The following is a 15066-nucleotide window of genomic DNA, read 5'->3' on the forward strand; positions in this document are numbered from 1 at the left end:
CTAATGAAAACGTTTACTTTTGTATCAACGTGGGTTATTATAATAAAGTACTTAAAATATTAAGAGGGTATGAATAAATTAAAAAGGAGCTCCGCGGAATGGTTAATTTTATTATTGCCAGTCACGGTGAGTTTGCTTCCGGCATCAAAATGTCTGGGCAAATGATCTTTGGTGACCAAGAAAATGTCGAAGTTGTTACCTTTATGCCAAATGAGGGTCCAGATGATTTGCATCAAAAGTTTGTGGATGCAATTAATCGCTTTGAAGGTGGGGATGATAGTCAAGTATTATTCCTCGTTGATTTATGGGGGGGATCACCATTTAATCAAGCTAATTTAATAGTAGCAGAACATCCAGATAATATGGCGATGATTGCTGGATTGAACCTGCCTATGTTGATCGAAGCATATAGTGCACGCTTTACCCAAGATAATGCCGCAGAAATTGCGAAATCATTAGTACCAATGGCACGAGAAGGGGTTAAATCAATTCCTGAAGCCGAAAATATGACTAGTTCGGCACAAAAAACTAGTGCTGATACGAATCAGGGCTTGAAGAAAGGTAAAATGAAAATTAATTTGGCTCGAATTGATACCCGTTTGTTGCACGGTCAGGTTGCAACAGCATGGACGCCTGATTCAAAAGCCAATCGAATTATTGTGGTATCAGACAATGTTGCCAAAGATGACATGCGTAAAAATTTGATTATTCAGGCTGCGCCTAATGGAATTAATGCCAATGTTATTCCGGTTGATAAGATGATTGAAATCATGAAGGATGATCGCATGGGAGGCGTAGAAGCTTTCTTGCTCTTTGAAAATCCACAAGATGCCCTTCGAGCTGTCGAAGGGGGCGTACCTTTAGACTCAATCAATGTTGGTTCAATGGCACACTCAACTGGCAAGACAATGGTAAATAAAGTTTTGTCAATGGATCAAGCCGATGTTGCAACTTTTGAAAAGTTGAGTGGTTTAGGAGTTAAATTTGATGTTCGTAAAGTACCATCAGATTCAAAAGCCGATTTATTTAATTTGATTCAAAAGGCGAATGTTAAGTAGCTATTATTTATAATGTGGAAAGGTAGAATATCATGTCAATAATTTCAATGGTATTAGTGGTTGTAGTGGCATTCTTAGCTGGAATGGAAGGAATTTTGGATCAATTCGAAATTCACCAACCGCTGATTGCTTGTACGTTAATTGGTCTGGTAACAGGTCATTTGATCCCTTGTGTTATCTTGGGAGGAACTTTACAGATGATGGCATTGGGTTGGGCGAATATCGGAGCCGCTGTGGCCCCTGACGTTGCCTTGGCTTCAGTTGCTTCATCAATTATCTTAGTTCAAAGTGGACATTTTGATTCAGCACATATCACTTTGGCATACGGAGCAGCGATTCCGTTGGCTGTTGCTGGTTTGTTCTTGACAATGATCGTTCGTACTTTGGCGGTTGCCATGGTTCACGGTGCGGATAAAGCAGCCGAGAATGGTGATATTAAGACGATGGAACGAATTCACGTCACAACTTTGATGTTACAAGGATTACGAATTGCAATTCCCGCAATTTTGTTGCTTTTGATTCCTACATCTGCCGTGCAAAGTGCTTTGAACTCTGTTCCAGTTTGGTTATCAGATGGAATGGCTATCGGTGGTGGAATGGTTGTCGCAGTTGGTTATGCGATGGTTATTAATATGATGGCTACCAGAGAAGTTTGGCCATTTTTCGCCATTGGATTTGCTTTGGCCGCGATCACACAATTGACTTTGATCGCCATGGGAGCAATTGGAGTAGCGATTGCTTTGATTTACATCAATTTGTCAAAGATGGGTGGTTCAAATAATGGTTCAAACGGGGGCTCAGGCGATCCGGTTGGCGATATTTTGAACGAATACTAGGAAGGGGAACGAGATTATGACTGAAGAAAGAATTGCACTTACAAAAAAGGAACGACTCTCTGTTGCCCTTCGCTCAACAATTTTACAAGGTTCATGGAACTATGAACGAATGCAGAATTTGGGGTTTGCGTATTCATTGATGCCGGCAATTAAAAAGTTGTATCCACAAAAGGCCGATCGGGCACAAGCGCTAAAGCGCCACATGGAATTTTTTAATACTCATCCATATTTAGCTTCACCTGTTTTGGGAGTAACATTAGCTTTGGAAGAAGAACGAGCTAATGGGGCTGACATCGATGATGCGGCAATTCAAGGTGTTAAGATTGGAATGATGGGACCGTTAGCTGGAGTTGGAGACCCCGTCTTCTGGTTCACGGTGCGGCCAATCTTGGGGGCTTTGGGAGCCTCACTAGCTATGAATGGGAATGTCGTTGGACCAATCTTATTCTTCATAGCTTGGAATATTATTCGTTGGTCATTTATGTGGTATACACAAGAATTTGGTTATCGGACTGGAAATGAAATCACTAAGGACTTATCAGGTGGATTGCTAAAGGATATTACTAAGGGTGCGTCAATTTTAGGAATGTTTATCCTAGCGGTCTTGGTTGAACGATGGGTAAATGTTAAATTTACGTTAGACTTACCTGCTAAGAAATTGGCGGAAGGGGCGTATATCAATTTCCCTAAGGGAGATGTGACCGGAGCTAAGTTGCAAGAAATTTTGGGACAGCAAGCTGATGGTGTCAGTCTAGTAAAGGAAGCACCTAACACTTTGCAAAATAATATTGATATGTTGATTCCTGGTTTGATGGGATTGCTTTTGACATTTGCCTGCATGTGGTTGCTTAAGAGAAAGGTATCACCAATCGTTTTGATTATTGGACTCTTCATCATTGGAGTTGGATTGCACGTGTTGCATGTGATGTAAAAAGATTGTAAGAGGCGGATCTGGACCAGATTGGTAGTCCTGACCGCTTTTTATTATTTAACAACTAAACTACAATATATTTGTAGAGATGATGAGTAGCAAAGTGCAGGGGGCAAAACTTATGGTAGAATCAATTAATACGAAAATTGAATTAAAGGCACCGGGGATTTCATATTTAGGAATTGGAGCTAAATACGGCGATTTTTTAATTGGTGATCGAGGTTTCGAGTTTTTTAATACTAATAATGTGAATGATTTTATTCAAATTCCATGGGAAGAAATTAAGATTGTTTATGCTCAATTGCATCATAATAAAAAACTGGGACGTCGATTTAAAATTATTACCTCAGTAGGGGATCTTGATTTTTCATCTAAAGAGGTTGGGAAAGTATTGAAAGCGATTCGGCAACACGTGGGAAATGAAAAAGTTTTACGACGACACGGTTTCTGGAAGCAGATGTTACTAACAGTTAAAGCTTTTTTGCCAAAAAATAAATAATATCTAAAATAGTTTTAGCACTTATGCCCAATAAAATGGATATGAGTGCTTTTTTCTGTCATAAATATTGGATGTTAAATCTTAAAATTAAAGTTTCAAAATATCTTCTATAATATAGGTAGAAAAAGCAATTATTACTGTATCTTTAATAATAATGATAAATATGATAATATAGAATAACTAATTTTTTGAAAGTAGGCTCGACGATGAATGAATTTGAATTTGAACAAAAACGTCTGGATCATGTCTTAGATAAGATTGAAGAAGCTAAGCAGAATAATGATGCACAATTAGCCCGTGCTGAAGAAGGACAAGTCGAAGTAGAAAAAGGTTGGAACGATGTACGCTTTAAATCTTCGACCTATTCTGGATTATTTGAAACAGCAATGTCCGTTCGTCAACAGCAACAAATGCTACAAGAACGTGAATTAGCTCAGACATCAGCGCAACATCAAGCGCAAGTTTTGACACGATTAGCACATAATCCCTATTTTGCACGAATTGATGTACAAGATGACGGGTCTGACAAAGTTGAACCGATCTATATTGGGCTTGCATCATTTTCTGATCAACCAGATAACTTTTTAGTTTATGATTGGCGAGCGCCGATCTCGTCGATTTATTATGACGGTGGGTTAGGGCCTGTTACATATGATACACCGGCAGGGGCGCAACAAGCTGACGTTAGTTTAAAACGTCAATTTCAAATTGAAGATCAAAAGATCGTCACGCTCTTTGATACAGATGAGGTTGTGGGTGATCAAATGCTGTTAGATGCGGTAGCTGGTGAATCATCAACTAAGATGAAATCAATTGTGACCACGATCCAACGTGAGCAAAATAAAATCATTCGAAATACGCATGCCGAGCTACTATTTGTTCAAGGGGCAGCAGGATCTGGAAAAACGTCTGCGGTCTTACAACGTGTTGCTTATCTACTATATCGTTATCGTGGTAATTTAACGGCTGGTCAGGTTGTTATGTTTTCGCCAAATCAGCTATTTAATGATTACATTGATCAGGTGCTCCCAGAAATGGGTGAACAAAATATGATTCAAATGACTTTCTACCAATATGCTTCACGGCGATTACCAAAGTTGAAATTGGAGACATTACAGGCACGGTTTGAAGAGAGTCAGCCAAATTGGCAACAAAAGATTAATCGTTTCAAGGGTTCAAAGGCATACTTTGATTTAATTAAGGTCTATACGGATCGACTAAATCACTCGGGAATTCGTTTTAGGTCAATTAAGTTCCGTGGAAGAGAATTGATTTCGAAAGATCAAATTGCTGATATTTATTATTCATTTAATGAAAATTATAAACTTGGGCAACGATTAGAAGTAACTAAGGAACGTCTATTAAGTAAAGTGCGTGGTTATGTTGGGAATGAGATGAAGTCTGATTGGGTGGAGGGAACAATTCAAAATCTTTCGAAAGAAGAATATGATTCCCTTCTGGGAGATCAAGTTCGCGAATTTAAAGATGAGCGTTCCGAATATCAAGCTTTGGCTAAGGTGATTGTTCAAAATGAGATGCGACCTGTTTTGCAACAAATTAGTCGAACACGATTTTTGAATATTAACGCGCAATTTGTAGATTTCTTACGAGCGGTACCGCATTTAACGCAATTAAATGCGTCAGAAATCACCGCGGACGATTGGCAAAATAATTTGACCAACACGATCAATGAGTTAAAACAAAAAGAATTGAATTTAGCTGACATGACTCCATTTATGTATTTATTTGATGTCATTAAAGGGAGCCATGGAGAACGGGATATTCGATTTGTCTTTATTGATGAAATTCAAGATTATACCCCCTTCCAATTAGCATTTTTAAAGTTTAGCTTTCCTAAAGCTCGTTTTACGATGCTAGGCGATTTAAACCAAGCGATTTTTACCAAATCAAATGCGATGACTCTTCAATCCGAGTTAAAGAGTCTCTTTGGAACTGAAAAAACAGAGTTTATCCAACTAACACAGACGTATCGCTCAACGCAACAAATTACTGATTTCGCGAAGGCGACCTTGATTAATGGGGTTCAAATTGATGCCTTTGAACGTGCTGGTGCAAAACCGACGATTGAAATCTTAAACGATGATACGATGATGACACATACGGTTCTAGATCAATTAAGACTTAACGATCAAGCTAAAGAAACGACGGCGATTATTACCAAGACTTTGCAAGAGGCCGAACAAGTTTATGCATACCTGAATGAAAACCATCCGGTTACGGTGATTCGTACCGAAAATCAGCGTTTAGTTCCCGGCACAATTATTGTTCCGGCATACTTAGCGAAGGGGCTTGAATTTGATGCGGTCATTATGTGGGATGCGTCAGCTGAAAATTATCACGGGGACGATGAGCGCCAGCTAGTTTATACAATTGCTTCACGAGCAATGCATCAATTAACGATTGTAGCTAAAAAACAACTTAGTCCACTATTGGATGTGGATTCTAATCTTTACGAAAGAAAGTAAGGGTTACTGATTATGGATGAATATGATAAAACATTTTTTAAATATCAACGTGAAACCTGGCAGAAATTATCATCTTCAATTGCTTTACGTTCAGGAGAACTTGTAACGCCACAATTGTTAAACCAAATTAAGGCGTTTAACGATGAAATTTCCATGGATGATGTAATTAAGATTTATGAACCTCTGGTAAATTATATTATTTTAAGAAAAAGGCAATATGATTTAGATTTAGTGGAACGTCAGCAATTTGCTCAACAAAGTATCAAATCAATTCCATTTATTGTGGGAATTGCTGGCTCAGTCGCGGTAGGTAAGTCAACCACCGCGCGTTTACTTCAATATATGTTACAGGTGGAGTACGGTGATAATCAGGTTGCTCTTACAACAACGGATGGCTTTTTATTTCCCAACGCGACATTGAAGCAACGCAATTTAATGGAACGCAAAGGTTTTCCCGAATCATATAATACAGCAGCTATCATCGAATTTCTGAATACGGTGAAGGGTGGAGCTGAGGTTTTAAGGGTTCCAATCTATTCACATGAATTATCCGATGTAGTTGAAGCTGGGTATGATGAATTTCAACAACCGGGGATTCTAATTGTTGAGGGAGTAAATACGTTACAGTTTTCAGAGCAATTTTCAGTTTCATTAGCCGATTTCTTTGATCTTTCTATTTTTGTTGATGCGCCAACGCCATTAATTGAAAAATGGTACATTGATCGTTTTTTAGCCTTATTAACAAAAACTAAACAAGAACAGGATCTCAAAAACTACTTCTGGCAGTGGACTAAACTTTCGCAAAAGTCCGCAATAGCGATTGGTCATCAAATTTGGCAAAGTGTGAATGTCCCAAATCTAGAACAATATATTTTACCAACGCGTAATCGAGCAGATTTAGTTTTGAAAAAAGATAAAGAACATCAAATTGCCGAAGTTTGGTTACGTAAATTCTAAAATGTAACTTAACAGTGTTGCATTAATGTTACAAAAAATTGATTCAGTCCTGTTGGTAAGCTTATTTCAAAAAAAAAAAGAACTTAAGTTACATTCTTGAAGAAAAATGAGTTGGAATTAATTTGAATTAAAATGGCTTTATATCGGATTTCAAGCGTGTAATCGAGGGGTTTGTTACATTAATGTGACACTGAGTTAGATGGATTTGGGGTGCTGGTAATAGATTGTAAAGTTAGCTTAATATAAAATCCATTCAGCTTGGTAAACTTATATATGTTGATTACGGCGGATACGTCGTAAAGGAGCGCCCAGTAATAACGCTCGGAGCGCAGTAGATGGATTTCTGAAGTCTAGGAGAGTTTTAAATAATGAATAAAGTAAAAGAAACAGCATTAACAGTTGCCGGATTGACTGCCGTCTTTGGTGCCGGTCAAACAGCTATTCACGCCGCTACAACTTATACCGTTGAAGGTGGAGATACTTTGAGCGATATTGCTACGAAGTTCAACACAACCGTTAATGATTTGGTACAAGCTAATAATTTGAAAGATGCTAACTTGATTATTAAAGATCAAGAATTAGTAGTTTCAGATGATGATACACAAGTAGCTAACTCAGCTGCCACTGCTACTGATGTTGCAGCTCAAGCAGCTAACGATGCGACAGCTTCACTTGCTGCCTCATCAGCTGCTGCTTCATCTGCCGCTGCATCAGAGGCAACTGCTTCATCATCAGAAGCTAAAGCCTCATCAGCTGCAACTACCACTACTAAGCAAGCGACGGCTGCTCCAGCGGCTGCTGCAACAGGATCTGGCTCAGTTTATGATCAATTCATCGCTGCTGGTGGAACTGCAGCCTTGTGGCAAAGTGTGGTAATGCCTGAATCTGGTGGTAATCCTAACGCCGTTTCATCAAATGGATATCATGGTTTGGGTCAAACTAAGAATTCATGGGGATATGGATCAGTCGCTACACAAACTGCTGGAATGATCAGCTATGCTGTTTCTCGTTACGGATCAATTGATAGCGCCATTGCTTTCCGTTCATCACATGGTTGGTGGTAAAATAAAATTTTCAAATTATAAAAAGGTTGATATCTTGATATCAACCTTTTTTATTGACTAGATTTGATGTGTGCCAGGACTTGCTTATGATAAAATGAAAGGATAAGGAGTATATATGGCAATGAAACATGAACATGGGAATGAAATGAATAATAAAAATTATTTGATTGCAACGATTATGAATGTCATCATTACTGGGGCGGAGTTAGTAGGTGGTTTACTAGCAGGATCATTGGCTTTAGTTTCTGATGCAATCCATAATTTAACGGATGTGATTTCATTGGTGATTGCATGGACCGCTCAGAGAATTTCTAGTAAAGAGATGACGACTAAAAATACTTTTGGCTATCGCCGAGCACAAATTATCGCGGCCTTCGTTAATTCTACTTTTTTGATCATGGTTTCGTTATTTTTGATCATTGAATCAATCAGAGGCTTTTTAAATCCACATCCGATTCAGGGGGCGCTAATGTTGGTAATTGCGGTGATTGGATTGGTTGCTAACATAGTGACAGGTCTGGTCTTGGCCCGTAATGAGGGTAATTTAAATCAACGAGCGGCTTTACTACATGTGATTGGGGATGCTTTATCATCGGTCGGGGTCATCTTTGCGGCAGTTATGATTACTTGGGTTAATTGGCTGTGGTTGGATCCTTTAATCACTTTACTGGTAGCGATTTATATTATGCACGAAACCTGGTCAGTTTTGAAAGAGGCAACGAATATTTTGATGGAGGCTAATCCGGATGTAGATTTGCAAGCTATTAAAAAGGTAGTGCTAAGTTGTTCCTATGTAAAGGGTGCCCACCATTTTCATGTTTGGCAGCTTGATGAAGATCGCACTTTGCTAACTTTTCATGTAACGATGGAGAATCAATCTTTAACTCAAGTTGAGAAAAGTATTCTAGAAATTCAAGAAGTTATATCTGAAAAATACCATATTGATCATGTAACAATTCAACCAGAGGTGGATCATATTGATGATCAGATCGTTGACACAAATGAATGTCAAACAAATTAAAAGTGAAGATTAATATTCTTGTTGGAGGAAAAATCAGTTGATACATAATAGAGCATATCAGTGGCTTTTACGAGCAACAATGGTTGGAATTGGCGGTTTTATTGGGGGAGCCTTACGCGAAAGTATTGAACTAATCTTTAAAAATGCTAGTCCAATTGGAACGCTCATCATTAATCTCACAGGTACTTTTATAACGGTATTATTAACCCAAATTCTAGTAAAAAAATTAAATTTATTAAGGCAAATTCAAATTGACTTTCTTTTTGTAGGAATAATTGGTGCTTATACGACCTATTCAACCTTAATCTTGGAAATAACAGAAATGTCGGTCATACCGGCTATCATTTATATGGTAATTAGTCTGCTTGGTGGAATTTTAATGGTGTATTTGGCTCAATGGGTTGGAGAAGAGGCGATAAAAAAATGGCAGAATTAATTTTTATGGCTGGATTGGGAGCTGGAGTAGGATCGATATTACGATTCTTTATGTTAGATCAATTAACAAGAGTCAGTCAGTTATCAACTAGTTGGATGGTAGTTATTATAAATCTATTAGCAGCATTTGGAATGGGGTATTTAAGCGGGTTAAGTTTAGTTTTACCGTGGCATACGATGGTAACGACGGGAATTATGGGCGGCTTTTCTACTTTTTCAACACCGATTAATGAATTAGCACAGGTTTTGGGAAATGATGACCAATCTAAGCGAAAGTTAGTTTTATTAAAAACGGGTATTATGTTTACAATTGGAATGCCAATCTTAATATTGGGCAGGCATTTTGGGTTAAATTAGATAAATTTAAAGGGTTTGTAAAGAAATAGATGTAAAATTTCGACTTATCGTAATATTCTTGTTATGTAGTTTTGGTATATTATCTAAGGTGAAATAGAAATTAATCGATAATTAAAAATTATGTGAAGGTGAGAGAAATAATTAATATGAGTAATACTAAGAAATTTGTTGGAACTGCGATTGCTGCTGCAGCATCAGCTATCCCATTTATGGGTGGACATGCTTCTGCTGACCAAGGAGCAACAACATTCCGGGATGCCTCAGTTGATGATGTTCAAAAAAATGCTGATGAAGCTAAAAACACACCAATGTATACTGTTCAATCTGGAGATACTTTATCATCAATTTCTGATGTTACTGGTGTTTCAACGAGTGATTTACAAAAATACAATAACTTGACTAGTTCAAGTGTGATTATTAATGGATCTCAATTGAAGTTGTCTGGGGATGATTCAGCGGAAGTTGCAACTGATACAACTGAAAGCGAAAATAGTAACCAAGCGACAAGTTCTAGTGCCAAGTCAAATGGAGCAGTAGCTAATAAAGCTACTAATGTTAATAATACAGCTTCAACAGCTGTATCTTCAAACGATGCTACTTTAGCTGCCTTAAATGCTATGCGTGCAAGTGCGGGTTTGAGCAAATTGACGTGGGACTCAGGTTTAGCTGCTAAGGCGCAAGGACGGGCTGCTGTTGTAGCTGCTTCAGGAATTCCTTCAGATCACTTCCATACTGCAGGTGAAGTTATTGCGATTGGGTTTGAAGCTGGATCAACTGTTGTTTCAGCTTGGTATAACGAAACTAACATGGTTGGTGCCGCTAATGGTCACCGTAATTGGGAAATGAATGCTTCATATACTCATGTTGGCTTTGGTTATGTTAATGGAGTTATTGTTGGTGAAGCATATTAATTTTTAAGATTATCAAGTGAATTTATAAAAAGAGTCTGAAACAATAATGTTTCGGACTTTTTTAATTAAAAAAAGAATATTTATCCAAGTGAATTGGAAACGTTTGCAGAAAAAAAGTTAATAATTTCTATTGATTTATTTGTTAAGAAACTTTACAATAAGCAACATGATTAAAACATCTATTATGATGTTAAGGAGGAAAAAATGGCAACTGATCAAAAAAAAGCATTAGATATTCATGGTAAACCATATTCACGAGTCGCATTAGTAATTATTATTTTATTTGCAACTTTTGCGGGTATGTTGAACCAAACGTCATTAGGAACAGCAATTCCAACTTTAATGAAGGATTTTGATATTTCGATGGCTACTGCACAACAAGCTACTACCTGGTTCTTATTGGTAAATGGAATTATGATTCCAGTTTCAGCTTTCTTAATGACTCGCTTTAGAACAAAATGGTTATATGAAGTTGCATATATCTTATTGTTTGCTGGAATGTTATTGGCAGCATTGACACCGGCGAAGTCAGCTTATTGGCCAATGTTTATTGCTGGGCGCGCATTACAAGCACTTTCAGTGGGAATTACGATGCCCTTAATGCAATTGGTAATGGTCAATATTTTCCCAGAGAAGCAACGAGGAATTGCGATGGGATTAGGTGGATTGGTCATAGGAATGGCGCCTGCTATTGGTCCCACTCTTTCGGGCTGGATTTTGGAAAAAGATCACGTTATTTTAGGATTAACTTTAAATGATTCGTGGCGTTCAATTTTTGTCTTCCCAATGATTGTTTTGGGAATTTCAATTATTTTAGGATTTTTCTTATTGAAGGATGTTATTCCAAATCGTGCTGGAAAGCTTGAATGGTTCTCATTAGTTCTTTCAACAATTGGTTTCGGTTCATTCCTTTGGGGCTTCACAAATGTGGCCACTGATGGTTGGGGTGATCTGATTAATGTTATCCTACCAATTATCTTAGGAATTATTTTTATTTTGTTATTTGGTTATCGTCAATTAAAGTTAGACCGGCCATTTCTAAATGTCCGTGTCTTCAAAAATAAACAATTTACAATTACTACGATTTTAGTTGCTCTGGCAATGATGGCAATGATGGGTGTTGAAATGATGTTACCATTATACATGCAAAATGTTCATGGACTTTCACCATTAGACTCAGGTTTGGCACTGTTACCAGGGGCATTGATGATGGGACTTATGTCACCGATTGCTGGAATTGCTTACGACAAGGTTGGGGCTAAGCGCTTATCACGTGTTGGCTTTGCGATCTTAACGATTGCAACATTCCCATTCATGTTCTTGGGAATTGATACACCAATTCATTATGTCACTGTTTTGTATGCACTCCGGATGTTTGGAATTGCTATGGTTATGATGCCCTTAACTGCTTCAGCCATGTCAGCTTTGCCAGTTAAGGATGCTGCGGACGGAACAGCTGCAAATAATACAGCAAGACAAGTCGCATCTGCGGTGGTTGTGGCCTTGTTAACCTCAGTAACGCAAAATATTATTAATAATAATACACCAGCACATCATGTCTTAACTGAAAATCCAATTCAATATGCATCAAAGATGGCAAATGCTTCCCTTGATGGGTTCCACGTTTCATTTGGGATTGGAATGTTGTTTGCGGTAATGGGATTAATTGTTGCTAATTTCTTAGCTGGAAAACATGAAAACAAAGATGTTGATGTAGATTATACGAAAGGGGTGAAGTAATTATGATGATTTTCATTTTAATTATTTTGGCAATATTTGTATTTTATGCATTTGTTGTATTGAAGAAGCCAATGGCTCGTTGGATATTTGGCTTTATCGGAATTATTTTGTTGATGGGAGCAGTCGGATTAACAACTTTGAATTTTCATCAACATTGGGGAATGAAGCAAGTGACTACGACTGAAACTAAGCAAATTTATTCAGCTGGACCTGCTACTTCACCAGTTAAACTCGTTTTGACGAAGCAGATTGGAACTAAAGCGAATAATTATGTCATGATGTATCGGGATCACGAAGATGATAAAGAAGCAACGGCACACTTTGTTCCCAATAAGAAGAAAATGAATACTTTTATTCATAGTACTGCAAAGTATCAAGTGAAAGATACGCAAAATGCCACGGTAACGCTAAAAGAAACTCGTTGGCGGTGGAATTCTGACTTAGCAAAGTTATTATTTGATTTTGCCGGGATGGATGGTAGTCTGCAAAAGAAGGAGGCCATTGTGACGGTGCCTAAGAATGGTTGGCAAGTTATGACTCCTGAAGAGGCTCAAGCAGCGGCTAAAAAAATGGCACTGATGCAACAACAGCAAGCCACTTTAGCGCAAGCTCAAAATTAATCTTTTAAAAAAGTTTGGAATTGATTTTCCAAACTTTTTTATGTTTAACTAGCAAAAAAATATCTTATTGATTTGAAGATTGATTTTACTATATACACAACTGGTATGAAAGCATATAATTAATTTTTGAGTTCAGTTATTGAGCATCACAGGGTAGAAGTTTATGCGTCAAGGGTCACAAAAACGGAATGTGGGTTGTGATCGAAAAATACATTTATTGATATTTTTAGAATTCATGAATGTATTTGCGATATAAACTTCGCATTCACTGACATCAGTGAAACCCTCCATTAATTAAGGAGGTGTTTTCAAATGAAGACATTAGAATATTTTAGAGCGCCCAAGCTGCGTACGCAGACATTGGCATTGTTAGGAGTCTTAATGGCTCTTGAGATTATTATTTCACGGTTCACCATTGGGAATTCGTTTTTTCAAATTGGATTTACGTTTATTACCGGTGGATTGATCGCTAAATGGTATGGTCCCATGTGGGGGATTCCAGTTGCATTTTTAATTGATTTTTTAACGAATTTATTGGGAGGGCAACCATATATAATCGCCTTTGCTTTGGTTAAATTATTATCAGCGCTGATCTTTGGTTATTCTTACTATCAAAAACAAAACCTCTCATGGTGGCGTTTGATAGTTACGATTGGAGTACAGCTATTATTAGCAAATGTGATTTTAAATACCATTTTGTTGGGGATGTATAATTTTATTCCAGTCCATTCGGTACAAGCGGCGTTAACATCGCCAATTGTTTGGGCTCGTGCTCTAAAAAGTCTCATTATGTGGCCAGTTGAAGTTATTATTAGTTATTTAATTTTTAATAATAAGCAATTAATGAAATTGGCGGAACAAATTTTTTGATAAAAGATTAACTTGCGTTAGTGTATTATTTTTGCTAGAATTAATTTTATTACTTATAGATGGAGAAATAAAATGCAGATTAATAATTTACAATTAAATGGTTGGTGGCGTTTCTAACGCGACCGAATTGCATTAATTTTGCAGATTCGGACGTGCACTTTTCTAGTGCAACCGAATCTGTGGATATATTTCTCGAAAATTGGAGAAGTCTGCCTGGGTTTGTTTGCCTAGGTAGACTTTTTTTGTTGAAATTCAAACTTACGAAATGGGATATTCTTATGAATATAAAAATAAAATTAACAATTATCGCTATGACTCTCTTTTTAGGCGGAGCAGCCGTTAGAGCTAGTTTCACAGCTGATGCAAAGAAAGAAGTTAAAACAGTCGGTGTGCTGCAATTTATGACCCATCCGGCATTACATCAAATTTACACTGGGATTGAAGCTGGTTTGGCAGAGGAAGGATACCACGTGGGTGATAATCTCAAAATCGATTTTAAAAATGCCCAAGGAGACCAGTCAAATTTAAAAACGATGGCTACGCGATTTGATAGTGAGAATGTGGACTTAGCAGTGGGAATTGCTACGCCAGCAGCGATTAGTTTAGCAAACACTTTACAAAAGCAACCGGTTATTTTTGCGGGTTCAACCAATCCAATTGGATCGAAGTTAGTTACGAATTATGAACACCCGGTGGGAAATGTGACCGGAGTTTTAGATCAAGCACCACTTAAAGCACAAATAAGTATGATGAAAGAAATGTTACCGAATTTAAAAACGGTGGGAGTTTTGTATACGTCTTCGGATGATTCCGCCACGACGGAAGCCCTTAAATTTAAAAAATTGGCCAAACAAAATGGTTTGAAAACAAAGGTGGCTTCGGTTGCATCTTCCAATGATATTAACCAAACCGTATTGCAATTAATTAGTAATCACCAAGTCGATGCATTGTTTATTCCAACTGATAATAGTATTGCTGGAGCTATGAATACAGTGATTAAAAATACTGATGCCGCTAAAATCCCTGTTTTTCCAACCGTTGATACGATGGTTAAACAAGGTGGGCTAGCAGCAGAAGCAATTAATCAAAAGGAAATTGGGATTAAAACCGGACGAATGATGGGCCGAATTTTGTCAGGAAAAACTGTCAAAAGTCAGTCGGTTGAATTTATGCAAGAAGGGCATTTAGTTATTAATCAAGAGCAGGCGGATCGATTGGGCATTTCAGTTCCAAAAGAATTATCACAGCGTGCTAGATTTATTCATTAAAAGGAGTCAGAAA

General features: G+C 37.6%; 15 protein-coding genes and 1 riboswitch. All 15 genes read left to right on the forward strand.

Going from position 1 to position 15066, the window contains the following annotated elements; all coding sequences use genetic code 11:
• Window positions 1-98: 98 nt before the first annotated feature.
• The 15 genes from G7084_RS02975 to trpX all read left to right on the forward strand — a co-directional run bounded on the left by G7084_RS02975 (window position 99) and on the right by trpX (window position 15053).
• Window positions 99-1058: a mannose/fructose/sorbose PTS transporter subunit IIA gene (locus tag G7084_RS02975; RefSeq protein ID WP_166009912.1), complete on the forward strand. Its 960-nt coding sequence runs from the start codon at window positions 99-101 to the stop codon at window positions 1056-1058.
• A gap of 32 nt (window positions 1059-1090) precedes the next feature.
• Complete coding sequence (locus G7084_RS02980; RefSeq protein WP_166009915.1) at window positions 1091-1894, forward strand: PTS mannose/fructose/sorbose transporter subunit IIC; 804 nt, start codon at window positions 1091-1093, stop codon at window positions 1892-1894.
• A gap of 16 nt (window positions 1895-1910) precedes the next feature.
• Window positions 1911-2825, forward strand: a complete 915-nt coding sequence (locus G7084_RS02985; RefSeq protein WP_166009917.1) for a PTS system mannose/fructose/sorbose family transporter subunit IID — start codon at window positions 1911-1913, stop codon at window positions 2823-2825.
• 121 nt (window positions 2826-2946) lie between these two features.
• Window positions 2947-3324: a DUF956 family protein gene (locus tag G7084_RS02990; protein ID WP_166009919.1), complete on the forward strand. Its 378-nt coding sequence runs from the start codon at window positions 2947-2949 to the stop codon at window positions 3322-3324.
• 206 nt (window positions 3325-3530) lie between these two features.
• Window positions 3531-5810 carry an RNA polymerase recycling motor HelD gene (helD, locus tag G7084_RS02995; RefSeq protein ID WP_166009921.1) on the forward strand — a complete coding sequence of 760 codons (2280 nt, stop codon included), beginning with the start codon at window positions 3531-3533 and terminating at the stop codon, window positions 5808-5810.
• 12 nt (window positions 5811-5822) lie between these two features.
• Window positions 5823-6767 carry a type I pantothenate kinase gene (coaA, locus tag G7084_RS03000; RefSeq protein WP_166009923.1) on the forward strand — a complete coding sequence of 315 codons (945 nt, stop codon included), beginning with the start codon at window positions 5823-5825 and terminating at the stop codon, window positions 6765-6767.
• 368 nt (window positions 6768-7135) lie between these two features.
• A complete protein-coding gene (locus tag G7084_RS03005; RefSeq protein WP_166009926.1) occupies window positions 7136-7831 on the forward strand; it encodes a LysM peptidoglycan-binding domain-containing protein in 696 nt (231 codons plus the stop codon).
• 115 nt (window positions 7832-7946) lie between these two features.
• Window positions 7947-8852: a cation diffusion facilitator family transporter gene (locus G7084_RS03010; RefSeq protein WP_246163855.1), complete on the forward strand. Its 906-nt coding sequence runs from the start codon at window positions 7947-7949 to the stop codon at window positions 8850-8852.
• A 37-nt stretch (window positions 8853-8889) separates the two neighbouring features.
• Window positions 8890-9288 carry a fluoride efflux transporter FluC gene (locus tag G7084_RS03015; protein ID WP_246163857.1) on the forward strand — a complete coding sequence of 133 codons (399 nt, stop codon included), beginning with the start codon at window positions 8890-8892 and terminating at the stop codon, window positions 9286-9288.
• Window positions 9276-9644 (forward strand): fluoride efflux transporter FluC, encoded by a 369-nt coding sequence (locus G7084_RS03020; RefSeq protein WP_166009928.1) that lies wholly within the window; start codon window positions 9276-9278, stop codon window positions 9642-9644. The genes G7084_RS03015 and G7084_RS03020 overlap by 13 nt, the downstream gene beginning before the upstream one ends.
• 146 nt (window positions 9645-9790) lie before the next feature.
• Window positions 9791-10555, forward strand: coding sequence for a CAP domain-containing protein (locus G7084_RS03025; RefSeq protein ID WP_166009930.1), 765 nt, complete (start codon window positions 9791-9793; stop codon window positions 10553-10555).
• Between the two features lie 204 nt (window positions 10556-10759).
• Window positions 10760-12295 carry an MDR family MFS transporter gene (locus tag G7084_RS03030; protein WP_166009932.1) on the forward strand — a complete coding sequence of 512 codons (1536 nt, stop codon included), beginning with the start codon at window positions 10760-10762 and terminating at the stop codon, window positions 12293-12295.
• A gap of 2 nt (window positions 12296-12297) precedes the next feature.
• On the forward strand, window positions 12298-12915 hold the full coding sequence (locus G7084_RS03035) for a DUF4811 domain-containing protein (RefSeq protein WP_166009934.1): 618 nt from the start codon (window positions 12298-12300) through the stop codon (window positions 12913-12915).
• Window positions 12916-13062: 147 nt separating this feature from the next.
• Window positions 13063-13188: riboswitch (THF riboswitch) on the forward strand.
• 39 nt (window positions 13189-13227) lie between these two features.
• Window positions 13228-13785, forward strand: a complete 558-nt coding sequence (locus G7084_RS03040) for a folate family ECF transporter S component (protein ID WP_166009936.1) — start codon at window positions 13228-13230, stop codon at window positions 13783-13785.
• A gap of 278 nt (window positions 13786-14063) precedes the next feature.
• The gene (trpX, locus tag G7084_RS03045; protein ID WP_166009938.1) at window positions 14064-15053 is read left to right on the forward strand and encodes a tryptophan ABC transporter substrate-binding protein; all 990 of its coding nucleotides are present in this window, start codon (window positions 14064-14066) and stop codon (window positions 15051-15053) included.
• Window positions 15054-15066: the final 13 nt, after the last annotated feature.

The sequence above is a fragment of the Weissella coleopterorum genome (assembly GCF_011304355.1).
In the GTDB taxonomy this organism is placed as follows: Bacteria; Bacillota; Bacilli; order Lactobacillales; family Lactobacillaceae; genus Weissella; species Weissella coleopterorum.

Excerpts from the sequence above, each read along its gene's own strand:
- trpX (WP_166009938.1), top strand. The coding sequence starts at position 14,064 with ATGAATATAAAAATAAAATTAACAATTATCGCTATGACTCTCTTTTTA.
- G7084_RS03030 (WP_166009932.1), top strand. The coding sequence starts at position 10,760 with ATGGCAACTGATCAAAAAAAAGCATTAGATATTCATGGTAAACCATAT.
- G7084_RS03025 (WP_166009930.1), top strand. The coding sequence starts at position 9,791 with ATGAGTAATACTAAGAAATTTGTTGGAACTGCGATTGCTGCTGCAGCA.
- G7084_RS03040 (WP_166009936.1), top strand. The coding sequence starts at position 13,228 with ATGAAGACATTAGAATATTTTAGAGCGCCCAAGCTGCGTACGCAGACA.
- helD (WP_166009921.1), top strand. The coding sequence starts at position 3,531 with ATGAATGAATTTGAATTTGAACAAAAACGTCTGGATCATGTCTTAGAT.
- G7084_RS03035 (WP_166009934.1), top strand. The coding sequence starts at position 12,298 with ATGATGATTTTCATTTTAATTATTTTGGCAATATTTGTATTTTATGCA.
- G7084_RS03005 (WP_166009926.1), top strand. The coding sequence starts at position 7,136 with ATGAATAAAGTAAAAGAAACAGCATTAACAGTTGCCGGATTGACTGCC.
- G7084_RS02990 (WP_166009919.1), top strand. The coding sequence starts at position 2,947 with ATGGTAGAATCAATTAATACGAAAATTGAATTAAAGGCACCGGGGATT.
- G7084_RS02975 (WP_166009912.1), top strand. The coding sequence starts at position 99 with ATGGTTAATTTTATTATTGCCAGTCACGGTGAGTTTGCTTCCGGCATC.
- G7084_RS03020 (WP_166009928.1), top strand. The coding sequence starts at position 9,276 with ATGGCAGAATTAATTTTTATGGCTGGATTGGGAGCTGGAGTAGGATCG.
- G7084_RS02985 (WP_166009917.1), top strand. The coding sequence starts at position 1,911 with ATGACTGAAGAAAGAATTGCACTTACAAAAAAGGAACGACTCTCTGTT.
- coaA (WP_166009923.1), top strand. The coding sequence starts at position 5,823 with ATGGATGAATATGATAAAACATTTTTTAAATATCAACGTGAAACCTGG.
- G7084_RS03010 (WP_246163855.1), top strand. The coding sequence starts at position 7,947 with ATGGCAATGAAACATGAACATGGGAATGAAATGAATAATAAAAATTAT.
- G7084_RS02980 (WP_166009915.1), top strand. The coding sequence starts at position 1,091 with ATGTCAATAATTTCAATGGTATTAGTGGTTGTAGTGGCATTCTTAGCT.